Genomic DNA, 24,986 nt, shown 5'->3' on the forward strand with positions numbered 1-24,986 from the left:
CGCTGCCGGCCCCGCACGTGTGCATGCGGCGCACCCTGATCGACGAGAGCCGGGTGGCATGACGGCCTTCACCGCACTGGCGCTGCAGGTGCGGACCCGGGCCATCAACGGGGCCACCGATCCTCGGGCCGAGATCCGCGCCGCGATCGAGCGGATCGGCGCGCAGGTCGGCGGCTCGAAAGCGTGGCTCGGGCCCGGCCTGCGGCTGGTGGTGTTACCCGAGTACGCGCTGACCGGCTTCCCGATGCGGGAGAGCTTCGCCGAGTGGCGGGAGCGGGCGGCGCTCGATCCGGGCGGCCCGGAGTACCGGGTGCTCGCCGGAATCGCCGTCACGCACGAGGTGTTCCTGTGCGTGAACGCCTACGAGCGTGACGAGCACTTCCCCGAGCTGTACTTCCAGGCGTCGGTGATCTTCTCCCCCGCGGGCGAGGTGGTGCTGCGTTACCGCAGGTTGCACTCGATGTTCACGCCGACCCCGTACGACGTGTGGGGCGACTACGTGGAGATCTACGGCATGGACGCCGTGCTGCCGGTGGCCCGTACCGAGATCGGCAACCTGGCGGTGCTGGCCTCGGAGGAGATCCTGATGCCGGAGCTGGCCCGCGCGCTGACGATGCGCGGCGCCGAGGTGTTCTGCCAGCCGACCTCCGAGGCGTCCTCCCCCACGCTGACGCCCAAGGCGATCGCCCGCCGGGCCAGAGCCGTGGAGAACCTGGCGTACGTGGTGTCGGCCAACACCGGCGGCCTGTCCGGCACCGCCATCCCCGGCGACTCCACCAACGGCGGCTCCGAGCTGATCGACCACGAGGGGCGGGTGCTCGCGCAGGCGGGCGCGGGCGAGTCGCTGGTGGCCGCGGCGGAGCTCGACCTTGCCGCGCTGCGCCGGGCGCGGCGGCGGCCCGGCATGGCCAACCTGCCGAGCCGGGTGAAGACCGGCTTGTGGGCCGAGGAGTACGCCAGGCACGACGGCGAACGGCCCGGTGGGCTGGCCGCCGGTGCCAGGGACCGCGCGTGGTTCCGCAGCCGGCAGGCCGAGACGATCGAGCGGCTGTACGGCGCCGACTAGAGGCACATGGCTCCAGCCAGCGTTGGTGCGGGCGCCGCCCTTCCCCGCTATGCGTCATACAAAATTGTCAACAATGCTGCTTCCGAAGGCGAGGTGGCGAGCACTCTTGACGCGCGTAGCCGCATTGTAAACAATCTGTTTCACAAGATGACGAACAATCTTGGGAGACAGGCATGGCGGACCATCCCAGGCCCTCCGCTCGAGCTCGTAAGCTCGTCGCCGGCGCCTACGACATCCACATCCACGTGGCCCCCGACGTGATGCGCAGGCGAATAGACGACCTCACCTTGGCGGCACGCTTCGCCGAGGTGGGGCTCGCGGGGTTCGTGCTCAAGTCGCACTACGTCCCCACGGCGGAGCGGGCCGCGGTGGTGCGCGCGGCGGTGCCAGGGTTCGGGGCGGTCGGGGCGATCACCCTGAATGCCGCCGTAGGCGGTATGAACCCCATCGCCGTGGAGATCGCCGCCCGGGGTGGCGCGCAGGTCGTGTGGATGCCCACGGTGGACAGCGCCAACCAGCGGGCCTGTACGGCCACCGACCCCGAAGGGGCGACGCCGCCCATGTGGGCGCGGTTGCAGGCCGATCTGCGGGAAGAGGGCATCGCGGCCGATCCGGTGGACGTGGTGGGGTCCGGCGGCGCCGTGCTCGACCACACCCGCCAGGTGCTGCGCGTGATCGCCAAGCATGACATGACGCTCGCCACCGGCCACCTCAGCGCGGACGAGATCGACGCGGTGGTGGACGCGGCCGTGGAGGAGGGTGTCCGCCGCATCGTGATCACCCATCCGGAGTTCACGTCCCAGCGGGTCGCGATCGACCGGCAGCGCGCGCTCGCGGCCAAGGGCGCCCTGCTCGAGCGCTGCTTCACCACGCCCCACAGCGGCAAGATCTCGTGGGAGACGTGGTTCGAGCACATCAGCGCCGCGGGACCCGAGCATTCCGTGCTCTCCAGCGACCTCGGCCAGCCCTTCAACCCGCCCGTGGAAGACGGCCTCGCGCTCCTCGCCGACCGGCTGCTCGCCGAGGGCTTCACCGAAAAGGACATCCGGACCATGGCCGTGGACAACTCCCTCTGGCTGGCAGGTGCGAAATGAGCGGACGCAGGATGCTGGTGGTCGGCGCGCACAGCGCGGACTTCGTCTGGCGGGCGGCCGGCGCCATCGCCCGTCACACCTCCCGCGGCGGCGAGGCCCTGGTCCTCGCCCTGTCGTACGGCGAGCGCGGCGAATCGGGCGAGTTGTGGAAGCAGCCGGGCCAGACCGAGGACAACGTCAAGCGCATCCGGCACGAGGAGGCTACGAAGGCCGCGTCGGCGGTGGGCGCCCGGTTCGAGGCGTTCGACCTCGGCGACTATCCGCTCCGGGTGGGGCCGGAGGCCGTCGACCGGCTGGCCGAGGTGATGCGCGACTTCGCACCGCACGTCGTGCTCACCCACCCTGAGCACGACCCGTTCAACCCCGACCATCCCGCGGCGCACGCGGCGGTGGCGCAGGCCCGGCTGCTCACCTCCGGCGCGGGCGTGGCGAGCGGCTTCCGTACGGCCCCGCCCTCGGAGTTCCTGGTGTTCGAGCCGCACCAGCCCGAGTTGTGCGGATTCATCCCCACCGTCTACGTGGACATCACCCCGGTCTTCGAGCAGAAGGTCGAGGCGATGGCCGCGATGGAAGCCCAGCAATACCTTCAGGACTACTACCGGCAGCGCGCCGACCACCGCGGCAACCACGCGCGCAAGGTCACGGGCGACGCGGGGATCCGGCAGGCGGAAGCGTTCCAGCGGTTGTTGCCGAACGTGGTGGAGGGGCTGTGAGCGAGCGAAGCGAGACGACCAAGAGACACGGCAGCGTGAGTGAGCTGGCCGCGGCGGGCGTGGCCACGGTCTACGAGGCCAGGGGCCGTCTCGGCCTGATCGACGGGAGTTTCGAACCTCTGCTGCCCGGTCGCGCGGTCGCCGGCCCGGCGAGGACCGCGCTGTGCGGGCAGGACGACAACCGAGCGGTTCACGAGGTGATGGCCCACGTTCAGCCGGGCGAGGTGGTGGTGCTGACCATGCCGGAGCCGCGGCCGGTGGCGCTGCTCGGGGACCTGCTGGCCACCCAGGCCCAGACCCGCGGCGCCGCGGCGGTGCTGGTCGACGGAGCCGTACGGGACGTGGCCGACCTGCGTGAGCTGGGCCTTCCCGTCTGGACGCGGTGGCGGCGGGTGAGGGGCGCGGGCAAGGACGTCCGCGGCGCGGTGAACGTCCCCGTCACCGTCGGCGGCGCCACCATCGAGCCCGGCGACCTGGTGGTCCTCGATGACGACGGCGCGGTGGTGGTGCCCGCCCACGACCTCGACGCGACCGTGGGAGCCGTACGGGAAAGGCTGGCCAAGGAGGCGGGCCTGCGTGAGCGGTGGCGGTCCGGCGAGCTCAGTTATGACGCCTACGGCATGCGCGCCCAGGACGCATCATGAACGGCACCGTCATCAAGGTGAGCGGCCTGAGCAAGCAGTTCGCCAAGGACGACCTCGGCATCGTGGCGCTGCGCGACTTCGACCTCGAGATCGCCGAGGGCGGCTTCGTCACCGTGCTCGGCCGCAGCGGCTGCGGCAAGTCGACGATGCTCAACCTGCTCGCCGGTCTGACCACGCCGACCTCGGGATCGGTCGCCTACCGGGGCGAGCTGATCTCCGGCCCACGCACGGAGGTGGGCTATCTGACCCAGTCCGACACGCTCATGCCGTGGCGTGACGTCCGGAGAAACGTCGAGCTCCCCTTGGAGATCGGTGGCGTGCCCGCCGAGCGCCGGAGGGAACGCGCGGCGGAGCTCATCGCGAAGGTCGGCCTCGAGGGGTTCGAACGGCACTATCCGCGCGAGTTGTCCGGTGGCATGCGCCGCCGGGTCAGCCTCGCCAGGATGCTGGCAGGGGGCCCGGAGACGTTGCTGATGGACGAGCCGTTCGGCGCGCTCGACGCCCAGTTGCGCGGTGATCTGCAGGCGGAGTTGTTGCGGCTGTGGGAGGAGAGCGGGCAGACGGTGGTGTTCGTGACCCATGACATCGAGGAGGCGTTGCTGCTCGGCGACCGGGTCGTGGTGCTGGGCCGAGTCGGCCGCATCGTGCTGGACCGGCCGATCGACCTGCCCCGGCCCAGGGACGCCGACGAGCTGCGGGTGGACCCGGGCTTCGTCGCCCTGCACCGCGAGCTGACCGAGGCGCTCCGGGAGGGAGCACGATGACCACGACCATCCAAACAGTGCGGCTCGACCGGAGCTGGTGGAGCAGGCACGGCGGCACCACCACGGTGTGGACCCTGCGCGCCCTGCTGGTGGCGGCGCTGCTGCTCGTGTGGGAGCTGACCGCGGAGCGCTGGTTCGACATCACCTTCACCAGCAGGCCGAGCGACATCTGGACCCGGCTGGTCCAGTGGCAGCAGGACGGGACCCTGTGGTCCAACACCTGGATCACGGTCCAGGAGATCGTCTACGGCTTCGTGCTCGGCGCGGTCGCGGGCGCGCTGACCGGCTTCCTGCTGGCCTCGGCGCCCGCCGTCTACCGGGTGCTCGATCCGTTCATCATGGCGCTCTACGCGATCCCGAAGGTCGCGCTGGCCCCGCTGTTCATCGTCTGGTTCGGCATCGGCCTGCACATGAAGGTGCTGCTGGCCGCCGCGACGGTGTTCTTCCTCGTCTTTCTCAACACGGCGGCGGGCGTGCGCGAGGTGGACCGCGGCCTGATCGACGCCGTGCGCCTGATGGGCGGCGGCCGGCGGGAGATCATGCTCAAGGTGGTCGTCCCATCGTCGATGACCGGGTTGCTCACCGGGCTCAAGGTGGCCATCCCCTATGCGCTCATCGGCGCCGTGATCGGCGAGCTGGTGGCCTCCAACCGCGGGCTCGGTTACCTGATCAACGACGCGGCCGCGCAGTTCGACACCGCGGGGGTGTTCGCCACGCTCGCGGTCCTGAGCGTGATCGCGGCACTGCTGAACCTGGTGGTGGGGCTGCTCGACCGCCGGGCCCGCCGGTGGAAGCCGATGGGGGCGGAGCAGTGAGGCGCAAAGTCCTGGCCGTCCTCGCCGCACTGGTCCTGGTCACGACCGGGTGCGCCCAACGCGGCTCGACGACGCCGCCGGGCGTGCTCAACGTCGGCCAGATCAGCAACTCGATCGCCTTCTTCCCCCTCTTCGTGGCCGAGCAGAAGGGCTACTTCATGCAGGAGGGGGTCAAACTGGGCGAACGGCCGAGGCTCGGCACCGGCGCCAAGGTCGCGGCCGCGCTCAAGTCGGGCAGCATCGACCTGGGCGCCGGGGTGCTGACCGACGCGCTCAACCTCGCCAGGATCGACGACAAGACCCGGCTCGTGTCCAACCTGGTGGACCGCTACTACGTCGATGTGGTGGTCGGCTCCTCCTTCACCGGCGCCACCGCGGCCGACCCGCTCGAGCAGCGCATCCGCGCTCTGCGCGGCAAGAAGATCGGCATCACCGGCCCGGGCAGCGGGACCGAGGCCCTGGTCACCTACCTGTTCGCCAAGGCAGGCATGAACTCCGCCACGGACTGCGAACTGGTCAACCTCGGCAGCATCGCCGCCTCGGCGCTGGGCGCGCTCAAGGCCGGGAGGGTGGACGCGCTGGCCTTCTTCCAGCCGATCGCCCAGCAGGCGGCGGCCGCCGGCATCGGCACCCGTTACATCTCGCCTGCCGCCGGTGATGTGCCAGGGCTGGAGCGGACCGCGCACGGCGTCACGTTCACCACGCAGCGGATCATCGACAAGAAGCCGGCGGAGGTCGCCGCCTTCCAGCGCGCGCTGGAGCGTGCGCAGCGGTACATCCACGAGGCCGAGCCGGAGGAGATCACGCGGCTGCTGACGGTCTACCTCAAGGGCATCGATCCGAAGGCGCTGACCGAGTTGCCCGGCCTCATGCGGACCGAGATACCGGAGACCATCGGTTTCTCCCGCACGTCCTTCGACACGGCCATCGCCTTCCATCGCACCACCGGCCTGGTCAGACACCTCCCCGCCTACGAGGCGATCGTGCCGCCCACCCTCAGGACGACCGGCTCCTCGACGTGACGGGGAGGCGGCGGATCAGGCGCTCCGGATCGGGAGGATCACCGCCGAGGGGTGTGCGGAGTCGTGGTAGACCTCCTGGTCCGCCGCTCGGAGGGTGGTGGCGGTGGCGCGGGATTCGCCGGTGCCGGGGTTGCGGGCGTAGCGGGGGAAGGCGCCGCTGGAGACCTGGACCCTGATCCGGTGGCCGCGCTTGAAGCGGTACGCGGTCGGCCAGAGCTTCACGGTGGCGCGAGTGATCTCCTCGGCGCCGGACAGGCTGACCAGGCCGTCGCAGACGTTGGCCGAGCGGCCGCGCGGGTCGACGTCGCAGAGCCGGACGAAGACGTCGGCGTAGGGCAGGCTGGAGCGGAACCAGATCTCGGCGCCGACCTCGCCGATGACCTCGGCGTCCTCCTCGAGCACGTCGGTGGTGTAGGTCAGCACGTCCGCGCGGGCCTCCAGAGACCCGTTGTCGACGCGGCCGCCGCCGTTCATGACCACGCCGCCGGCCGCGGGCGTCGGGTCCGCCGGGTCGTAACGGTACCGGTCGGGCGCCGAGTCACCGGCCGTCTCGGTGGACAGCGCGCCGGAAGGCTGGAGGTGGAAACGTTGCGGTGCGTAGCCGGGCGGCGGCCAGGTCTCGAAGTCGCGCCAGGCTTCCTCGCCCATCACGAACAGCCGCACCGGCAGGCGGTGCGGGGGCTGCTCGCCGCGGGCATGGGCGAGCCCGAACTCGATGGCCTCCAGCGTCCCCGTGTTGTTGATCGCCGTGTGCGTCCACGGTCCGACCGTCATTCTGGCCGGCCGGCCCGCCTCCTGGAGGATCCGGAAGTCGCGGAGCTGGCCGGGCAGGAAGATGTCGTACCAGCCGCCGATCGAGCTGACGGGCACCGTCACCTGGGCCACCCGGTCGCTGTGGTCGAGGCCGGCCCAGCGGGGGGCGTCGGCGTCGTGGGTGAGGATGTCCTGGATGTAGTCCGAGCGGCGGCCGACGGCGGCGACGTCGGCCTGGTTGAGCGGGAGCGTGCTCAGGGCGCGGCGGATCTTCTTGGCCTGGAAGGGTTGCCGGAGCATCGCCAAGGGTCGTTCCTGTACGGCGATCAGGGCGCCCCATCCGAACGGCGTCTCCAGTGACATGCCGTCCTTGCGGAGGAACTCCAGGGTCAGCGCGGATTCGGTCACCTGCGGGATCATCGCCTTGACCTCGGGAGGCAGGGCGTCGGCGACGGCCCACTGCACATACCCCATATAGCTGACGCCCACCAGGACGATGGAGCCGCCGAACCAGGGTTGTTTGATCACCCAGTCCAGCGTGGCCAGGCCGTCCTCGCGCTCCTGGCGCAGCGGGTCGAAGGCGCCGCCGGAGCCGAAGCCGCCGCGGGTGCTCTGGATCAGCACCTGGAATCCGCGTTCGGCCAGCGGCCTGGCCATGGCCATGGCCAGCACGCCCCGCCGGCCGTACGGGCAGCGGATGAGCGCGGTCGGCAGCGCCTCGCCCCCGCTCCGCGGCGCCCACCGGTCGGCCAGCAGCTCGACCCCGTCGGGCATCGGCACCCGGAGATCCCGCTGGACGACGAGGTTCCTGGTCACCGGCGGGGGCAGCTTCAGCCAGCGCTGGAGGAGATGACTGATCATGTTCATCGGTCCTGTTCTTTGTGCTCGAGGAGGACGTGCATCATGCGCATGAGCCGTTCGGTGAACTCCTCGGGGTCGAGCGGATCGTCCCCCTCCACCAGCCAGGCATTGACGAAGGCGGCCGCGCCGCCGGTCAGGTACAGGGTGAGGTCGTCGGCCGTGCGCGGGTCGAGCCGATCGCCGCCCATCCGGCGGGCGAGCCGCCTGTTGACCGGCATCAGCAGTTCGGACAGCGCCTTGTTCAGGGCGAACGCGATCGAGCTGGTCAACATCGCCCGGTAGAAGGCCCGGTGTTCGGCGAAATGCCGCATCGCAGCCAAAGCCGGGCCGCGCCTGTCAGGGGAGGGCGAGGCGTCCTCGATGCGCTGCAACAGCTCGCGCCGGGCGAGGTCGAGCGCGGCCTCCAGCAGCAGCGTGTCGCGATCTCCGAAGTGCTGGTACACCACCTGCCTGCTCACGTCCGCGGCCGCGGCGAGGTCGGCGATCGGGACGGCCGCCGTGGCTCGTTCGGCGACCAGGGCGACGGCGGCCCGCAGGAGAGCGGAGCGCGTACGCCGCACCCGGCGGTCCTGTGCGGGGGCGAGCGCGCCCGACTGCAGTGGCATACCTCAAGATAATGGACACATGTAAATAAGAAGGCAAGTGTCAATTATTTAGGGGTGTGAGCGCCGATGGTCTAGACTCCCGCAGATGTTCGCGGCCCCCGCCCGGCTGGCCTGGCTGGACGCCCTGCGGGGACCGGCCGCGCTGGCCGTCACGATGCACCACGCCGGCTGGACCTTCGTCCCGGGCCTCTGGGCGGAGGTGGACCGGCGCATCGATCTGGGCACGTGGGGCGTGTTCGTGTTCTTCCTCGTCAGCGGCTACATCATCCCCGCTTCCCTGGAGCGGCGCGGCGACCTGCGTGCCTTCTGGACCGGCCGGGCCTTCCGCCTCCTCCCCCTCCTGCTCGCCGCCTGCTGCCTGGCGCTCCTGCTCGCGCAGGCCGGCGTGCTGCCTCTCCATCCCGGGCTCGGCGAACGCCCGCCGCCCCTGGTCGTGCTCGGCAACCTGACGATGCTGCAGGAACTGCTCAATCTGCCCGCCGTCATCAGCGTGACGTGGACGCTGTCGTACGAGATGGCGTTCTACCTGATGAGCGTCGCGCTGTTCACCGTCAGGCAGGCACACCGGTCGGCGGGGATCGCCGTCGCCCTGGCGTTGACCGCCGTGCCCGTGGGCCTCCTGCTCCCCCGGGCGAGCATCGGCGGCCGGGCCGACTTGGCTGCCGCGTCGCTCGGCCTGGCGGTCGTCGCGGCCATCGCGGTGACCGTGCTGGGGCGCGGCAGGGCCCGTACGGCGGCGGCGGTCGCGGGCGGTCTCCTGGGGCTGGCGCTCGTGGTCCTGGGCAGCCGGGCCGGCACCTGGCAGGGCATGATCATCCTGGCGACGATGTTCGCGGGGACCGCCGTCTACCGCGCCGAGCAGGGGACGATCTCCTGGCGCACGGCCGGCGTCGCGGTCGTGGCGGTGCTGGGATGCGCGCTGCCCGCCAAGGACGATCCCGCCTGGGCGCCGGGGGTCGTGCTGGCGTTCGGCGCCTTCGCCCTGGCGTACGCGCTGCGCCGGCGGGCGTTCCCGCGCTGGTTGCCGCAGCTGGGCGTGATCAGCTTCTCCCTCTACCTGCTGCACCCGCTCCTGCTGTACGTGCTACCGGACCTGGTGCTGTACTTCGTGGTCCTCCTCCCGCTCAGCGTCGCCTCGTACCAGCTGATCGAGGCGCCGGCCCAGCGCCTCGGCAAACGCCTGGTCCGCCGCGACCAGCCCCTTTCCCGCACCTGAGGCGCGAACGGGACCTCAGTCCAGGAGACCGAGCTGGCGCCCGGCTCGCAACGCCAGCCACACCTCGGCGAACGCCGCGGTGGACGACAGGTCGCGGCCCGTCAGCTCGGCGAACCTGCGCAGCCGGTACGCCAGCGTGTTGGGATGAATGTGCAGCGCGGCCGCGGCGTCCTCGGTGCGCCGATCACGCTCCATCCAGGTCCGCACGGACGTCAGCAGCTGCGAGCCGTGCGCGGAGTCGTAGGCGAGCACCTTGCCGAGCACGTTCTCGACCAGCGCGGTGAGCGCCCACGGATCGTCGGGCAGCCACCTGCCGGTGGTGTCGTCCCCGTAGTGCACCAGGGCGCGCCCCGACTCCGACGCCGAGGACGCCGCCCACACCGCCTCCCGCTTGGGCACCTGCAAGGACTCCCCCGGTGCGAACGGCCTGCTCATGCCCGCCGCCACGTCGGGCAGCGCCGCGACGGCAGCCTCGAGGGCGGGTGAGCCGAGCACGTAGCGGTCCTCGCCCCTGCGGAGCATGAGGTGCGGCTGATCGTCGAGCGCGCGGTGAATGGCCTCGTCGGGCACGTTCCTGATCACGAGGAGGGCCAGCTCGGCATCCACGGGCAGCCCCATCCTGACCAGCCGCCGCCGCGCCGTGGCCGGATCGAGGACGTCCTGGAGCAGCTCGGACAGGGTTTCCGCGCCCTGGCGGCGCAGCGTCTCGCGCTCGTGGCGGGCCATGGCCACCTGCAGGGCGGCCACGGTGGCGATGTGCTGCACCACGGCCAGGCCGGCGGGCCTGGCGCCCTGGCGTTCGAAGGCGACGAGAAAGCCCGCGGGCCCGCCCGGCGCCGGCACGGGCAGGACGAAGCCGCCGGGAATGGTGGGCGGCGCTTCCGGCTGGGACGGGAGCACGGCCAGATCGGGCACCGGCACTCCCGGCAACAACGGCCGTCCCTGCGGGGTGCACAGGTAGACCTCATAGCCGGACAGCTGCTCGAGACGTTTGAACAAGGTCGCGGTGCCGAGATTCTCGGCCGCCAGCCAGCGCAGCGCGCCGAACACCTGGAGCTGTGCGCCGAGGCGTTGACTGGCGTCCTCCTGCACGGCCGCGGCCACCTCCTGGGCGATCGCGATGAACGGCACCGCCAGCGGCACCTCGAGCACGGGCATCCCCCGCTCCTCGGCGGCCTGGAAGAAGGTATCGTGCAGCGGCGGCACGTGCAGCTGCGCCGACAGGGCGAGCGCGGACACGCCCGCGTCGTCGAGCCGCTCCAGATAGGCGCGCTGTTTGGCGGCCTGGCGCGGGATCGCGATTCCCGTCGTCATGATGACCTCCGCGCCGAGCAGCCAGGGCGTGGGGTCGTCGAGCTCGCTGACGTGCGCCCACGACACCGACCGCCCCAGTCCCGCCTCGCCGGCCAGCAGCCGCAGCTGGAGAGCGGGAGAGCGCAGCAGGTCCTCCACCGACACTTTTGTGGTCACCCACAAAGGATATGGCGCGTCTTCAGGTCTGCCCCGATTGAAGGTCCGCGGTACGCCCCCCACACTCAATGCCATCCACCTGTATGGGAAGGCACGGGCACCACATGAGAAGAGCACTTGCCATCACCCTCGCCGGCCTCGTCGGCCTGGCTCTCGCCGGCTGCGCCGCGCCCGAGGAGACCACGGCGGCCCCCACGACCCAGATCTCGGCGGGCGCGAAGGACGAGGCGATCGCCAAGCTGCTCCCGGCGGACGTCCAGCAGGCCGGCAAGGTGCGTGTGGCCTCCGGTGTCTCCTTCCCGCCGATGGAGTTCTTCGACACCGACAACAAGACCGTGCTCGGGTTCGACGCCGACCTGGGCAAGGCCCTCGGCGAGGTGCTGGGCGTGGAGTTCGCCTTCGAGAACGTCAACTTCGACGGCATCATCGGCGGGCTCAACGCCGGCCGCTACGACCTGGGCCTGACGAGCATGCTGGACAAGAAGGAGCGCCAGCAGCAGGTGGACTTCGTCGACTACCTCAAGTCCGGCTCGGCGCTCATGGTGCCCAAGAGCAATCCGCAGGGCGTCAAGGAGGTCCTCGACATGTGCGGCAAGAAAGTCGCCGTCGAGAAGGCCGCGACCGGCGACCTGCTCGTGGACGACGTCACGAAGAAGTGCGCCGACGCCGGCAAGCCGGCCGTGGAGAAGGTGCCCTTCCCCGACCAGGCCAGCGCCGTGCAGGCCCTGCAGTCCAAGCGGGCCGACATGGTCGCCGCGCTGGACCTGACCCTGGCCTACAGCGTGAAGCAGGCGCCGCAGCAGTTCGAGGTCGCCGTGAGCGCGATCGACCCGCTGCCCGTCGGCATCCCCATCCCCAAGAGCAAGCCGCAGCTGCGGGACGCCGTTCAGGCCGCGCTGAAGAAGGTCATCGCGAACGGCACCTACGACCAGCTGCTGGCCAAGTGGAACCTGCAGGCGCAGGCGTTCAAGGACGCCGCGATCAACGCGGGCTCATGACGAGCGTCGAGGAGCACGCGGCCGAGCCGATCGTGCCGCTGCGGCGCACCGGTAGGTGGGTAGCGGCGGCGGTGCTCGCGGTGCTGGCCGCGATGGCGGTCAGCTTCGTGGTGACCACCCCGGCCCTGCGGCTCGACCTGGTGGCGGGCTACCTCTTCGAGCGGTCGATCATGCGTGGACTGCTGCTCACGATCGAGCTGACGGTGCTCGCCATGCTGGCGGGCGTGGTGCTCGGCACGGCTCTGGCGATCATGCGGCTTTCGGACAACCCGCTGCTGCGCTGGGCGTCCGCAGCGTACGTGTGGCTCTTCCGCGGCACGCCGATCCTGGTCCAGCTGCTGTTCTGGTTCTTCCTCGGCGCGGTGATGCCGCGGATCAGCGTGGGGATCCCCTTCGGGCCCGAGTTCTTCTCCGCGCCGGTCAACACGCTGATCACGCCGTTCACCGCGGCCATCCTCGGCCTCGGGCTGAACGAGGCCGCGTACATGGCCGAGATCGTCAGGGCGGGCATCGGCTCCGTGGACCGGGGGCAGCGGGAGGCCGCCGAGGCGCTCGGCATGCGGCCCGCGCTGGTCTACCGGCGGGTCATCCTGCCCCAGGCGGCCCGGGTGATCGTGCCTCCGACCGCGAACGAGACGATCTCGATGCTCAAGCTCACGTCCCTGGTGCTGGTCATCGGCCTGCCGGACCTGCTGACCAGCGCCCAGCTGATCTACGGCCGCAACTTCCAGCAGATCCCGCTGCTGATCGTCGCCAGCATCTGGTATCTCGTGCTGACCACGCTGCTGACCTTCGCCCAGTCCAGACTCGAACGGCGACTCGGAGGGCACGCATGAGTGACATGACGCCGCTGCTCGTCGCGCGGGCCGTACGCAAGAGCTTCGGGAAAGTCGAGGTGCTCAAGGGCATCGACCTGACGGTGCACCCTGGCCAGGTGGTGTGCCTGCTCGGCCCGTCGGGCTCGGGCAAGTCGACGTTCCTGCGGTGCGTGAATCACCTCGAACGGCTCGACGGCGGGGAGATCTGGGTCGACGGCCACCTGGTCGGCTACCGCCGCTCCGGCGGCAAGAAGTACGAGATGCGCCCGCGCGAGGTGGCCGACCAGCGGCGTGACATCGGCATGGTGTTCCAGAGCTTCAACCTCTTCCCGCACCGCACGGCGCTGGAGAACGTCATGGAGGCGCCCGTGCACGTGCTCGGCCGGCCCCGCGAGGCCGTCCGGCAGGCGGCGCTCGACCTGCTGCGGCGGGTCGGCATGGAGGAGCGGGCCGGCCACTACCCCGCCCAGCTCTCCGGCGGTCAGCAGCAGCGGGTCGCGATCGCCAGGGCCCTCGCCATGCAGCCCAAGCTGATGTTGTTCGACGAGCCGACCAGCGCGCTCGACCCCGAGCTCGTCGGCGAGGTCCTCGACGTGATGAAGGACCTGGCCGGCGCGGGAATGACGATGGTCGTGGTGACGCACGAGATCGGATTCGCCCGCGAGGTGGCCGACCACGTGGTCTTCATGGACGACGGGATGATCGTCGAGGCGGGACCGGCCGGCGAGCTGATCGCCAATCCCCGGCACCACAGGACCCAGGCCTTCCTGGCCAAGGTCCTTTAGGCGAAAGGACCTCATGGGATCCCTCGAATCCGCGCCGAAACCCGTGCGGACGGGCGGCGACCTGGTCGTCGAGTCGCTCGCCGCGCTCGGCGCCACCACGGTCTTCGGCGAGCCGGGACAGCACGCGCTCGGCCTGTTCGACGCACTACGCCGAGCACCCCTGCGTTACGTAGGGTGCCGGACCGAGCTGAGCGTCGCGCTGGCCGCCGACGGGCATGCCCGTGCGACCGGCTCGGTCACGCCGTTCCTGGTGTCCACCGGCCCGGGCGCGCTGGGCACGCTGCCCGCGCTCATGGAGTCCCGTACGGCGAGCGTGCCCGTCCTGGGCATCAGCAGCCAGATCCCGGCGGACGGGCTGGGCGGCGGGCGCAAGGGCTACCTGCACGAGCTGCCCGACCAGGCGGCGTCCTTCCGTGACGTGGTGAAGTCGGTCCACGTGGTGCGGACAGCCGGTCAGATCGTGCCGGCGCTGGCGCAGGCGTGGGAAGCCGCGCTCACCGCGCCCGCCGGGCCGGTCTGGGTGGAGATCCCGCAGGACGTGCTGCTCGGCGCGACCGACCTTCCCACAGTCGCCGAGCTCCGGGTGGCGCCGAGGCCGCTCACCCCGCGGGCCGAGCTCGTCACCGCGGCGGGGGACCTGCTGGCCCAGGCGAGCGCCCCGGTGATCCTGGCCGGCGGTGGCGTGGTCCGCGCCGGCGCTCAGGCGGCTCTGCTGGACCTGGCCGAGGAGCTGAATGCACCGGTCGCCACCACGTTCGGCGGGAAGGGCGCCTTTCCCTGGGAGCATCCGCTGTCGCTGCGGTCGTGGCTGGAGGACCGGCATCTGACGGCGTTCCTGGAGGACGCCGACGTGCTGCTGGTCGTCGGCTCGGGCCTGGGGGAACTGTCCAGCAATTACCACACGATGCGGCCACGCGGCCGCGTCATCCAGATCGAGGCCGACCTCGGCAAGCTGGAATCCAACCATCCGGCGCTGGCCGTCCACGCGGACGCTCGCCTGGCTTTGGAAGCGCTGGCGCCGGCCGTCAAGGGTGCGGCGTCGAAGCCCGGCCGTGGGCCGGCGGCGCGGGATGCGGTGCGTGACGTGCTCGCGCGGGTCGCCGAGCGCCTGGACGCCCAGGACCTCACGATCGAGCGCGCACTGCTCGCGGCCGTGGACCGTGCGCTGCCGGCGGAGGCGCTGAGCTTCTGGGACATGACGATCCTCGCGTACTGGGCCTGGTCCGCCTGGCCGCGGCCGATGGAGTCGGCGCAGGGCGCGGGCGGGCTCGGCTACGCGCTCCCCGCGGCGCTCGGCGCGGCCGCCGCCACCGGCGGGCCGGTGCTCGCGGTCAGCGGTGACGGCGGCGCGATGTACGGCCTGGCCGAGCTGGCCACGCTCCGCCAGCATGACCTCGACGTGACCTGGTTGATCGTGGACGACGGCGGCTACGGCATCCTGCGCGAGTACATGACCGGCGCGTTCGGCGTCGCCACGGCGACCGAGCTGGCCAGGCCGGACTTCGTCGCGCTCGCGGCCGCCTTCGGCGTGCCCGCCTGCCGTACCACTCCGGCGGACCTGGAAGGCGACCTCGCGCGGGCGCTGCGAACGCCGGGACCGAGCGTCATCGTCCTGCCCGCGACCCTGCGCATGTTCGCCCCGACGCACCTGGGATGATGCGAACCGCCCGCACGGTCATGGGCCTTCCACCGCGTACGTGACCAGCGTGGTGAGCACCCGCTTGACCGACTCGCGATCGCGCACGTCGCACAGCACGATCGGAATGATCTCGTGCAGTGAGAGCGCCCGCCGCACCTTCGCCGGGTCGTGGCGGCGAGCGCCGTCGAAGCAGTTCACGGCGACCACGAACGGAAGGCCGCGCTGCTCGAAGTAGTCCACCGCGGGGAAGCAGTCCTCCAGGCGGCGGGTGTCGGCGAGCACGACCGCGCCCAGCGCGCCGAGGGCCAGCTCGTCCCACATGAACCAGAACCGGTCCTGCCCGGGCGTGCCGAACAGGTACAGCCACAGCCCCTCGCGGATCGTGATGCGGCCGAAATCCAGCGCCACCGTGGTCGTGGTCTTGGTCTCCACGCCCGAGGTGTCGTCCACCCCGACGCCTCGCTCGCTCAGCAGCTCCTCGGTGTGCAGCGGCCGGATCTCGCTGATCGTGCCGACCATGGTCGTCTTGCCGACGCCGAAGCCACCCGCGATGAGGATCTTGATGGCCAAGGCCGAGGCGACCGCGGTCGTCCCCGGCTCAGAGGCTGCGTAGTCCATGCAGCACTTCCCTGTAGATGCGTTCGTCGATCGTCTGCGCCACCGGGCGCGGGCGCTCGATGGTGACAAAGCCCTCGCGTCGCAGGTCGCCCAGGATCACCCGGGTGATGTTGAGCGGCAGCCTGAGGTGCGCCGCGACATCGGCCACCGGCGTGGGCCGGCGGCACAACGACAGCACGGCGCGATGCTCCGGGATCAGCTCCGACTCGTACGAGCCGCCGACCGTCGTGACGATGGCGACCAGGTCGAACGTCTCGCCCTGTGGGCGCGCCCTGCCCCCGGTCAGCCCGAACAGCCGGATCAGCGGCCCGGGATCCTCCCCTGTCACGCTCTCGCGCCGTTCCAGGCGGGTGCCGGTGCCGCCCCCCTCGGCTGTGCGGTGAGGTGCTCGCCCACCCGCTTGACCATGAGCGCCATCTCGTACGTGACCATGCCCAGCTCGGCGTCGCCCGAGGCGAGCACCGCCAGCCGGGCGCCCTGGCCCGCCGCGGTGACGAACAGGAAGCCGCCTTCCAGCTCGATGATCGTCTGCCGTACACCGCCCATGCCGAAGTGCCGTCCCGCGCCCATGGCGAGGCTGTGGCTGCCGGCGGAGATGGCGGACAGGTGCTCGGCGTCCTCCCGGGTGAGCTCCCGGGATCCGCCCATGGCCAGCCCGTCGGCGGACAGCACGATGGCGTGCCGGATGCCGGGGACGCGCTGGGTGAGGTCGTCGAGCAGCCAGCTCAGTTCACTTCTGGGGTCGGGCATCGGGATGGTCGTCCTTTCGATTCCACACGTCTTGTCCCTGCTCCGCTTGGTGGCGGCCCTGCTGCCAGCCGCGTTGCATGGACGACATGAGCTGTGCGTGCTCCTCCGGCGAGCGCACCGAGACCGCGCGCGGCTCCACGCGCCTGGTGGCACGCAGTTGGGGAGCCATGCTGGTCTGCGGGATCCGCATCGGCAGCCCGTCGAGGTCCTCGGTCGTCTCCTGGGGCGGCACCGTGACGCTCCACTCGACGTCCGGCGCGGGGGGCTTGGCGGCGCCGTTCGCCTGGCGCGGCCTCGGCGCGGGGTTCGCCTCGAACCAGGTCACGCGCTCGGGCGCGTCCGGCGTACCCTCGTCCAAGCCGGGCTGCGCCGCGCCGAGCGCCCGCCGAGCTCCGACCGGCCGGCCCTGGCGGGCGGCGTGGTCGGCCGGTCGCGGCGAGTGCTGCGGCGCTGTGACGGCCGGGGCTTCGGCGCCGGCCAGCAACGCGGAGGGCAGCAGCACGATCGCGGTGGTCCCGTCGTACGGCGAGCGCCGCAGCATGATCTTGATGCCGAGCCGCGCGGCCAGCCTGGACACCACGAACAACCCGAGCCGGTCGCTGTCGGCCAGGTCGAACTCCGGCGGCTGGGCCAGCCGGGCGTTGATCTCGTCGAGGGTGGCCTGGCTCAGCCCCAGACCACGATCCTCCACCTCGAGCGCGAAGCCGTTGGCCGCCGTCATGCTGCGGATCTGCACGCTCGTGTCGGGCGGGGAGAAGACGGTGGCGTTCTCCACCAGCTCGGCGATCAGGTGGATCACGTCGGTGACCGCGGTACCGACCAGCAGCGGGGCGTTCGGCATCGGCGTGACGGTGACGCGGGTGTAGTCCTCGACCTCCAGCACCGCCGCGCGGACGACGTCGAACAGCGGCACCGGGTCACGCCAGCGGCGCGCCGGGGCGGAGTCGGACAGGATGATCAGATTCTCCGCGTGCCGCCGCATGCGGGTGGTCAGGTGGTCGAGCTTGAACAGGTCCTCCAGGACCTCGGGCTCGTCGACCCGCCGCTCCATGGTGTCGAGCAGGGCGAGCTGGCGGTGGAGCAGCGCCTGGTTACGCCGGGCCAGGTTGAGGAAGACCTGGCCGACGCCCTTGCGCAGGCTCGCCTGCCCCACCGCGGCCTCGACCGCGGTGCGGCGCACCTCGGAGAAGGCGTGCACCAGGCGATCGACCTCGGCGGTGCCGGCCGGGTCGAGGACGGGGGCCTCGGTGGCCGGGTCCACGTCGTCGCCGCGGCGCAGCCGCTCGACCAGCCGGGGCAGCCGCTGCTCGGCCATCTCGGCCGCCGACGCCTGCAGTCTCTTGAGCTCGTCGATCAGCGACCGGCCGAACCGGTACGACAGCGCCACCGACGCGAGCACCGCCGCCAGGCCGAGGACCAGGACCAGCCCGATCCGCCAGTACGCCCCGGTCTTCTGCTCCGCCGCCTGGGCCTGGACATGGTTGAGTTCATGCCGCGTGTCGAGGTACATCGCGCCGAGCATGGAGTCGGCGTCGCTCTTCCACTCGACGGGGTCGACAGGTGGGGCGCCACCGCTGGTGTCCCACGTGAACAGCTCGTCCTCGATGTCCAGCAGCCGCTTGTACGCGGCGCTCTCGACCAGCTTATTGAGCCTCACTTGCATATCGGCGTCGACGTCGCGCTCGGCGTTGACGAAGACGATCCGGCGGCTGGTGGACGCGGCGACGAACGCGGCACGGTCGGTGGGCGTCATCCTGCGCACCACCATCGTGCTGGTGAGCACCGCGTGCTCCCGGCCCAGATACTCCGCAGCGGCGTTGTAGGCGGCCATCCCGCGCACCGAGCGGAAGGACGAGACGTCGCTCAGCGCGTCGCGGTCGCTGAACTGCTTGTTGGCGACGTCGATCAGTTTGTTGTACGCGTCGGTGATCGCCAGCGGCGGAGCCAGCACGCCCCCGTCGGCGGACTCACGCAGCGACCGTAACCCGTCGAGCGCCTGCAACAGCGCCCGCACCTGGGCAGGCGTCTCCGCATCGTCCGAGGTCACGTCGACGGATCCGATGACCTGGCGCAGCTGCTCGGCCTTGGCATCGGTGACCCGCCGCTGGTGGGCCAGAGGAACGGACGCCGCGGTGTCGCCCGCCGCCTCGGCGGACAGTTGCCGCTCCCGCTGCAGTTCGACGATCAGCTGCAGCACCGGCGACCCGATCTCCTCCCAGCGGTCCTGCGCCTGGGAGACCGTGACGATCTCCGCCACGCTGGAGTAGGCGATGAATCCCCACAGGGCGACCATGGATACCAGCGGGAGCAGGAGGATCCTGAGCAGCTTGGTACGGATCGTCGGGGGCGAGCTCATCCATCTTGTCCAATTCCGCACGGGGTGGTGCGCCTCTGGGCAGTCGTGGGCCGGTACCCCCCGAGAGCGCCTGCCACGACTGGGACGCCTGTGGTTGGTCCACTATGCCCATGGGGCAGATGTACTTCAAGGTACGGATGCGAACAATCGTGCCGAAAGTCGTGCTGACTCTTTGTCAGCGCACGGTTCGTGACCGTTACGACGGAGATCTCACGCAGAGTGATGTTTATTGGACTCGCCGGAGCACAGTGACGCCAGACGGGGGCAGGGTGACGACGCCGCCCTCTTCCCCGGATGAGTCGAGTGCGGCGGTCCATCCGCCGGGGAGGGTGATGTCGTGTTTGTCGCCGGTGTGATTCAGCAAGATCAGGAAGCTGCGCCCGGCGCCTTCGCGGACGCTCGCCTGGACCCCGGCAGGCAGGCCCTCGACGACGGGAGTCACTCCCGCTTCGGCGAGCGCCAGGCCGAGCACCGCCCGCATGGCGGCCGCGTCGAGCCGGGTCGAGAGGTAGCGTGCCGTCCCCTGGCCGAACTCGTGCCGGGTCGCCGCCGGGCGGCCGGCCCAGTCCGGAGAGTCGAAGGCGATCTCCAGCTCGGCGCCGGCCAGCTGGAGATCCTCGCGCCACAGGTCGGCGACCCCTTCGAGGTGCGCGAGCGCCCCGTAGCCGCGGACGGGGAACGTCTCGTGCTCGGCCGCCGGGCAGAACTCCTCGACCCGCACGCCGAGGACCTCACGCAGTGGTGCGGGATACCCGCCCAGGTGGACCCGGTCGTGCTCGTCGACGATCCCGCTGAAGAAGGAGACGACCAGCGCGCCGCCGCCGGAGACGTACGCCGAGACCCGCTGCGCGTCCTCGCTCGACAGGAGGTACAGGTTCGGCACGACGACGAGCGCGTAGCCGGCCAGGTCGGCCGAGGGCGGCACCACGTCCACGCCCACGCCGAGGTCGAACAGGGGGCCGTAGTGGTCGAGCAGGCGCTCCTCCTGGCGCACGCCGTCCGAGGGGTGGGAATCGAGCTCCAGCGCCCACCAGCTGTTCCAGTCGAGCAGGATCGCCACCCGGTTGCGGACCCGCGTGCCGACCAGGTCGGGCACCGAGGCCAGCTCCTTGCCGAGCGCGGCGATCTCGCGGTGGACCCGGCTGTCAGGCCCCGCGTGCGGCACCATGCCCGAGTGGAACTTCTCGGCGCCGCCTCGTGACTGCCGCCACTGGAAGTAGAGGATCGCATCGGCGCCGTGCGCGATGGCCTGCCAGCTCCACAGCCGCATCTGGCCCGGCTGCTTGATCGCGTTCCTGGCCCGCCAGTTCACCGCGCTCGGCGCCTGCTCCATCAGGATCCAGGGCCGCCCTCCCCCGGCGCCGCGCATCGTGTCGTAGACCAGGCCGGGGAACAGATGCGGCCGCTCGTCGTGGGGGTCGGGATAGGAGTCGACCGCCACGACGTCCAGCCTCGGCGCCCAGTCGAAGACGTCCACGGCCTTCAGCCCCATCAGGAAGTTCGTGGTGATCGGCACCTCAGGGGTGACCCGCCGCAGGATGCCGGCCTCCAGATCGAAGCAGGCGCGCAACGCCTCGTTGCTGAAGCGCAGGTAGTCGAGTTGCTGGGCCGGATTGGGGTAGGTCGGAGCCACCCGGGGCGGGCGGATGTGGTCGAAGGACGCGTAACGCTGCGACCAGAAGTCCGTCGACCAGGCGTCGTTCAGCGCCTCGACGTCGTCGCCGTACCGCTCCCGCAGCCATCGGCGGAAGTCGTCCGCCGACACCTCGCAGTAGCAGGCGGGGATGTGACAGCCGTACTCGTTGCCGCCGTGCCACAGCCCGAGGGCCGGATGGCCCCGGTAGTGGGCGGCCAGCCGCTCCACCAGCAGCGCGGCCCGTTCCCGGTAGACGGGGCTGGACGGGCAGAAGTGCTGGCGCCCGCCCGGACCCAGCACGGTGCCGTCCGCGGTGACCGGCAGGATCTCAGGATGCTCGTGGACGAGCCACGGCGGCGGCGAAGCGGTCATGGTGGCCAGGTCGGCGGTGATCCCGTGCGCGTGCAGGTCATCCAGGACCTGGTCGAAGAAGGAGAAGTCGTACGCTCCGCGCGCCGGCTCCACGCGGGCCCAGCCGAACACGCCGACGGTGACGAGATTCACCCGGGCCTCGGCCATGAGCCGCAGGTCCTCCGCCCTCGTCTCGGCCGGCCACTGCTCGGGGTTGTAGTCGCCGCCGAAGGCCACGCCGCCCAGCCGGCGCCAGAGCCGCTCACCCGGGGACGGGGCTCCGGCGGTGCCGGAGACCGGCGTGACATCGTCAGGTACGGCGTTCATTGTCGGCGCGGCGGCCTCGACGAGCGAGGTCCGCCGCTCCTCCCTTCTCTTCGTCGCGGCCCGGTGGGGCCGCCGGGATCGTTTTCTTTGTCGCGGCCCGGTGGAGCCGGCGGGATCGTCTTCGTCACCGCGGCCCGGTGGACCGACAGGTCGTCTTCGTCACCGCGGCCCGGTCGGGCTGATAGGTCGTCTTCCTGGTCGGTGCCCGGTCGGGCTGACAGGTCCTCTTCCTGGTCGGTTCCCGGTCGGGCTGACAGGTCGTCTTCGTCACCGCGGCCCGGACGGGCCAACAGGTCGTCTTCTTCGTCGGCGCCCGGTCGGGCCGACAGGTGGTGTTATTCGTAGGTGCCCCGTCGGGCAGACGGGTCGTCTTTCTTCGTCGCGGCCCGTGGAGCCGGTGGGGGCTGTTGGATGGTGGGCGTAGTGGACGGGCAGGTGGGCGGGGTGAGGCGGCGGGATCAGGCCGATGGCGGCGGCGCGGCGGTGCTCTCCCTCACGATCAGCTCGGGGGCGACGAAGGCGGTCGCGGACGGGACCGTGCCGCCCTCGATCTGGTCGATCATGAGCGACACGATCCGATCCGCCACCACGTCGAAGTCCTGGCGGACGGTGGTGAGCGGCGGGGACAGGTAAGCCGACTCGTCGAGGTCGTCGAACCCGGCGATGCTGACGTCCTCGGGGACGCGCCGGCCCGCCTGGATCATCGCGCGCATCACGCCGAGCGCCATCTGGTCGTTGGCGGCGAAGACGGCCGTGACGCCGGGCCGCCGGGCCAGGACGCGGCCGGCCTCGTAGCCGCTGCCCGCGCTCCAGTCCCCGTACAGCAGCTGCGGGACCGCGGCGCCCGCCTCCTTGAGCGTCGCGTGCCACGACTCGGCCCGCCGCCGCGCGGCGTAGGAGTCCTCGGGCCCGGCGACGTGCCAGACCGTCTCGTGGCCGAGGTTGAGCAGGTGACGGGTGATGAGCCGGGCACCGAGCGCCTGGTCGGTGTCGACCATGGGATGGCGGTGGCTGACGTCGCCGTCGGCCATCACGACCGGCACGCCCGGCGGCAGGCGCAGCGCTGGCGTGTCGAGGATCTGCGCCTCGATGAGCACGATGCCGTCGACCGCCTGCATCGTGAGCTGGTCGAACGCCTCGTGCACGGCCTGCTCGGTCTGCGACTCGATGGCGATCATGTTCACCGTGTAGCCGGCGCGCTGCGCCGCCCGCGTGATGGCGTCGACCGTGCGGGCGTTGCCGAAGCTGCCGAGCCCGAAGCTGATCAGCCCCAAGGTGCGGAACTGGCCGGTGACCAGGGCACGCGCGGCCGTGTTGGGCCGGTAGCCGAGCACCCGCATGGCGGACAGGACCCGCTGACGGGTCTCTTCCTCCACGTTGGTGCGGTTGTTGGCCACCCGGGAGACCGTCTGACTGGAGACCCCGGCCATCGCGGCGACATCGGCCATGGACGGCCGCCTGCGCGTACGCCGTCCTGCCGCCGTTTCCTGGGTGGCCCCGTCCACTCACACCTCCGTACGAAGTCTCGCATGATGTTTACGCAAACATGGCCGGTCCGTCAACGACCGCTTCAGTCGGCAACAAATGTGGCGAAAAATAGGCAGTCATGTTAACTGACGGTTACCTATTGACATGATTCCGGCGGCAAGTCCAGACTACGGACCATCTTCATCATGTTTGCGCAAACACACGATCACCGCGACTGCCGCCGGAGGCAGGACACGGTGGCGCAGGTAGCGGTGCGGTTGCCAGGCCGCAGACGCCCCGACAAGGAGAGTTCAGTGCCAGTCCCCATGGCAACGCGAACATCACACTGGAGCACAGAATGACCGCGCCGGCCACCGGGCTCCGGCAGGCCGGCCTCGCCCGGCCGTTCGTGCGCCTGCGCGTCGCCGGCTACGCCTTCTTCCTGCCGTTCTTCGTGGTCTTCCTGATCACAGTGGTCGCGCCGCTGCTGTACGCGATCTACCTGAGCTTCTTCCAGGACCGCCTGATCGGTGGCACGGTCTTCGCCGGCCTGGCCAACTACACCCGCGCCGTGGGCGACGCGTTGTTCGGCGCCGGCCTGCTCCGCGTGGCGCTCTTCCTGGTCGTGCAGGTGCCGATCATGCTGCTCATCGCCCTGGGGTGCGCGCTCGCGATCGACAGCGGCCGGCTGCGCTGGCCGTCCCTGTTCCGCATCACGATCTTCATGCCGTACGCGGTGCCGGCCGTCGTGGCGGCCCTCATGTGGGGCTATATGTACGGCGACGAGTTCGGCCTGGTGGGCCAGATCGGCGACGTCTTCGGCGTCACGCTCCCCGACCTGATGTCGCGCTCCTGGATGCTGGGCTCCATCGGCAACATGGTGACCTGGGAGTACGTCGGCTACAACATGATCATCCTGTACGCCGCGCTGCGGGCCATCCCGGACGAGCTCTACGAGGCCGCCGAAATGGACGGTGCGGGGGCCATCCGCATCGCCTGGAGCATCAAGCTGCCCGCCCTGCGGCCCGCGCTGCTCGTGGCCACCGTCTTCTCGATCATCGGCAGCTTCCAGCTCTTCAACGAGCCGAACATCCTCCAGAAGCTCGCGCCCTCGGTGATTACAACGAGCTACACGCCCAACATGTACGCCTACAACCTGGCGTTCAACGGCCAGCAGATCAACTACTCGGCCGCCGTCGCCGTCGTGCTGGGCCTGGTCACCGTCGTGGTGGCGTACGTGGTGCAGCTCATCACCGCGAGAAGGGAGCAGACGCTGTGACGGCCGTCGCCGGCGCGCCCGCCACCACCGCCCAGCGGGGCACGCACCGATCCACCAAGGCCAGGCGCCGGGGCAAGAGCCCCGTCCTCACCCTGATCATGCTGGTCATGTTCGGGTACGCGGTCCTGCCGCTGTTCTGGCTGCTGGCCAACTCCAGCAAGACCAGCGCGGACCTGTTCTCGACCTTCGGGCTCTGGTTCGGCGGGGACTTCCACCTGTTCGCCAACATCGCCGACACCCTGAGCTACAACAACGGCATCTTCCTGCGCTGGTTCGGCAACACCGTGCTCTACTCCGTGGTGGGCGCGGGCGGGGCGGCCCTGCTGGCCACCATCGGCGGGTACGCCCTGGCGAAGTACGACTTCCCCGGCCGCAAGCTGCTGTTCGCGGTGGTGCTCGGCGCGATCTCCATCCCGGGCACGGCCCTCGCGGTGCCGACGTACCTGCTGTTCAGCCAGATCGGGCTCGTCGACACCCCGTGGGCGGTGCTCATCCCGTCGCTCTGCAGCCCGTTCGGCCTCTACCTGATGCGCGTCTACGCGGCCGACGCGGTGCCCGACTCGATCCTGGAGTCGGCCCGCATCGACGGCGCGGGTGAGTTCAGGATCTTCCGCACCATCGCGCTGCGCCTGCTCGCCCCCGGATTCGTCACGGTCCTGCTCTTCTCACTGGTCGCGACGTGGAACAACTACTTCCTGCCGCTGATCGTGCTGAACACGCCCGACTGGTTCCCCCTCACCGTCGGGCTCAACCAGTGGAACGCCCAGGCCAACAGCGGCACCTCCGGCGCCGTCGACGCCACCTACAGCCTCATCCTGACCGGCAGCCTGCTGTCCATCGTGCCGTTGATCATCGCCTTCCTGGTGCTCCAGCGGTTCTGGCAGTCGGGTCTGGCCACCGGCAGCGTCAAGCAATAAACCCCCGTGAATAAGGAAACGC

Annotated in this window: 23 protein-coding genes; 14 read left to right on the plus strand and 9 right to left on the minus strand. The window is 70.7% G+C overall.

Annotated features, from left to right (window positions below):
• Positions 1-58 precede the first annotated feature (58 nt).
• From Q9G87_RS06415 to Q9G87_RS06445, 7 genes are all read left to right on the plus strand, one after another.
• A complete protein-coding gene (locus Q9G87_RS06415) occupies positions 59-1,066 on the plus strand; it encodes a nitrilase-related carbon-nitrogen hydrolase (protein ID WP_305915264.1) in 1,008 nt (335 codons plus the stop codon).
• A gap of 173 nt (positions 1,067-1,239) precedes the next feature.
• The gene (locus Q9G87_RS06420) at positions 1,240-2,160 is read left to right on the plus strand and encodes a DUF6282 family protein (RefSeq protein WP_305915265.1); all 921 of its coding nucleotides are present in this window, start codon (positions 1,240-1,242) and stop codon (positions 2,158-2,160) included.
• A complete protein-coding gene (locus tag Q9G87_RS06425) occupies positions 2,157-2,873 on the plus strand; it encodes a PIG-L deacetylase family protein (protein WP_305915266.1) in 717 nt (238 codons plus the stop codon). Before Q9G87_RS06420 ends, Q9G87_RS06425 begins: the two co-directional genes overlap by 4 nt.
• A complete protein-coding gene (locus Q9G87_RS06430; RefSeq protein ID WP_305915267.1) occupies positions 2,870-3,517 on the plus strand; it encodes a 4-carboxy-4-hydroxy-2-oxoadipate aldolase/oxaloacetate decarboxylase in 648 nt (215 codons plus the stop codon). The genes Q9G87_RS06425 and Q9G87_RS06430 overlap by 4 nt, the downstream gene beginning before the upstream one ends.
• Complete coding sequence (locus Q9G87_RS06435) at positions 3,514-4,281, plus strand: ABC transporter ATP-binding protein (protein ID WP_305915268.1); 768 nt, start codon at positions 3,514-3,516, stop codon at positions 4,279-4,281. The genes Q9G87_RS06430 and Q9G87_RS06435 overlap by 4 nt, the downstream gene beginning before the upstream one ends.
• Entirely contained in the window at positions 4,278-5,096 is an 819-nt protein-coding gene (locus Q9G87_RS06440; protein ID WP_305915269.1) for an ABC transporter permease, read from the plus strand. Before Q9G87_RS06435 ends, Q9G87_RS06440 begins: the two co-directional genes overlap by 4 nt.
• The gene (locus Q9G87_RS06445) at positions 5,093-6,118 is read left to right on the plus strand and encodes an ABC transporter substrate-binding protein (RefSeq protein ID WP_305915270.1); all 1,026 of its coding nucleotides are present in this window, start codon (positions 5,093-5,095) and stop codon (positions 6,116-6,118) included. The genes Q9G87_RS06440 and Q9G87_RS06445 overlap by 4 nt, the downstream gene beginning before the upstream one ends.
• 15 nt (positions 6,119-6,133) lie before the next feature.
• Here the strand turns inward: Q9G87_RS06445 and Q9G87_RS06450 are convergent, their stop codons facing one another.
• Positions 6,134-7,738 (minus strand): CocE/NonD family hydrolase, encoded by a 1,605-nt coding sequence (locus Q9G87_RS06450; RefSeq protein WP_305915271.1) that lies wholly within the window; start codon positions 7,736-7,738, stop codon positions 6,134-6,136.
• On the minus strand, positions 7,735-8,337 hold the full coding sequence (locus Q9G87_RS06455) for a TetR/AcrR family transcriptional regulator (RefSeq protein WP_305915272.1): 603 nt from the start codon (positions 8,335-8,337) through the stop codon (positions 7,735-7,737). The genes Q9G87_RS06450 and Q9G87_RS06455 overlap by 4 nt, the downstream gene beginning before the upstream one ends.
• A gap of 85 nt (positions 8,338-8,422) precedes the next feature.
• Between Q9G87_RS06455 and Q9G87_RS06460 the strand changes: the two genes are divergently transcribed.
• Positions 8,423-9,553 carry an acyltransferase family protein gene (locus tag Q9G87_RS06460; RefSeq protein ID WP_305915273.1) on the plus strand — a complete coding sequence of 377 codons (1,131 nt, stop codon included), beginning with the start codon at positions 8,423-8,425 and terminating at the stop codon, positions 9,551-9,553.
• 15 nt (positions 9,554-9,568) lie between these two features.
• Here the strand turns inward: Q9G87_RS06460 and Q9G87_RS06465 are convergent, their stop codons facing one another.
• Positions 9,569-11,023 carry a PucR family transcriptional regulator gene (locus tag Q9G87_RS06465; RefSeq protein WP_305915274.1) on the minus strand — a complete coding sequence of 485 codons (1,455 nt, stop codon included), beginning with the start codon at positions 11,021-11,023 and terminating at the stop codon, positions 9,569-9,571.
• 104 nt (positions 11,024-11,127) lie between these two features.
• On the opposite strand from Q9G87_RS06465, the gene Q9G87_RS06470 reads away from it, so the two are divergent.
• From Q9G87_RS06470 to Q9G87_RS06485, 4 genes are read left to right on the plus strand one after another with little or no spacing between them, the layout of a single operon-like run.
• Positions 11,128-12,021 carry an ABC transporter substrate-binding protein gene (locus Q9G87_RS06470; protein ID WP_305915275.1) on the plus strand — a complete coding sequence of 298 codons (894 nt, stop codon included), beginning with the start codon at positions 11,128-11,130 and terminating at the stop codon, positions 12,019-12,021.
• Positions 12,018-12,857: an amino acid ABC transporter permease gene (locus Q9G87_RS06475; RefSeq protein WP_305915276.1), complete on the plus strand. Its 840-nt coding sequence runs from the start codon at positions 12,018-12,020 to the stop codon at positions 12,855-12,857. Before Q9G87_RS06470 ends, Q9G87_RS06475 begins: the two co-directional genes overlap by 4 nt.
• Positions 12,854-13,624 carry an amino acid ABC transporter ATP-binding protein gene (locus tag Q9G87_RS06480; protein WP_452448761.1) on the plus strand — a complete coding sequence of 257 codons (771 nt, stop codon included), beginning with the start codon at positions 12,854-12,856 and terminating at the stop codon, positions 13,622-13,624. The genes Q9G87_RS06475 and Q9G87_RS06480 overlap by 4 nt, the downstream gene beginning before the upstream one ends.
• Before the next feature lie 13 nt (positions 13,625-13,637).
• A complete protein-coding gene (locus tag Q9G87_RS06485) occupies positions 13,638-15,281 on the plus strand; it encodes a thiamine pyrophosphate-binding protein (protein ID WP_305915277.1) in 1,644 nt (547 codons plus the stop codon).
• Positions 15,282-15,299: 18 nt separating this feature from the next.
• On the opposite strand, the gene Q9G87_RS06490 is transcribed toward Q9G87_RS06485, so the two are convergent.
• The 6 genes from Q9G87_RS06490 to Q9G87_RS06515 form a co-directional block, all read right to left on the minus strand.
• Positions 15,300-15,881 carry a GTP-binding protein gene (locus tag Q9G87_RS06490; RefSeq protein ID WP_305915278.1) on the minus strand — a complete coding sequence of 194 codons (582 nt, stop codon included), beginning with the start codon at positions 15,879-15,881 and terminating at the stop codon, positions 15,300-15,302.
• A complete protein-coding gene (locus Q9G87_RS06495; RefSeq protein ID WP_305915279.1) occupies positions 15,862-16,209 on the minus strand; it encodes a DUF742 domain-containing protein in 348 nt (115 codons plus the stop codon). Before Q9G87_RS06495 ends, Q9G87_RS06490 begins: the two co-directional genes overlap by 20 nt.
• Positions 16,206-16,631, minus strand: a complete 426-nt coding sequence (locus tag Q9G87_RS06500; protein ID WP_305915280.1) for a roadblock/LC7 domain-containing protein — start codon at positions 16,629-16,631, stop codon at positions 16,206-16,208. Before Q9G87_RS06500 ends, Q9G87_RS06495 begins: the two co-directional genes overlap by 4 nt.
• Positions 16,612-18,987: a sensor histidine kinase gene (locus tag Q9G87_RS06505; RefSeq protein WP_305915281.1), complete on the minus strand. Its 2,376-nt coding sequence runs from the start codon at positions 18,985-18,987 to the stop codon at positions 16,612-16,614. Before Q9G87_RS06505 ends, Q9G87_RS06500 begins: the two co-directional genes overlap by 20 nt.
• Positions 18,988-19,213: 226 nt before the next feature.
• Positions 19,214-21,301, minus strand: a complete 2,088-nt coding sequence (locus Q9G87_RS06510; protein ID WP_305915282.1) for a beta-galactosidase — start codon at positions 21,299-21,301, stop codon at positions 19,214-19,216.
• Positions 21,302-21,759: 458 nt separating this feature from the next.
• Positions 21,760-22,806 (minus strand): LacI family DNA-binding transcriptional regulator, encoded by a 1,047-nt coding sequence (locus tag Q9G87_RS06515; RefSeq protein WP_305915283.1) that lies wholly within the window; start codon positions 22,804-22,806, stop codon positions 21,760-21,762.
• A 320-nt stretch (positions 22,807-23,126) separates the two neighbouring features.
• On the opposite strand from Q9G87_RS06515, the gene Q9G87_RS06520 reads away from it, so the two are divergent.
• Positions 23,127-24,047 (plus strand): carbohydrate ABC transporter permease, encoded by a 921-nt coding sequence (locus tag Q9G87_RS06520; RefSeq protein ID WP_305915284.1) that lies wholly within the window; start codon positions 23,127-23,129, stop codon positions 24,045-24,047.
• A complete protein-coding gene (locus Q9G87_RS06525; RefSeq protein WP_305915285.1) occupies positions 24,044-24,964 on the plus strand; it encodes a carbohydrate ABC transporter permease in 921 nt (306 codons plus the stop codon). The genes Q9G87_RS06520 and Q9G87_RS06525 overlap by 4 nt, the downstream gene beginning before the upstream one ends.
• The last annotated feature ends 22 nt before the right edge of the window (positions 24,965-24,986 follow it).

This window comes from Nonomuraea turcica, assembly GCF_030718205.1.
In the GTDB taxonomy this organism is placed as follows: domain Bacteria; phylum Actinomycetota; class Actinomycetes; order Streptosporangiales; family Streptosporangiaceae; genus Nonomuraea.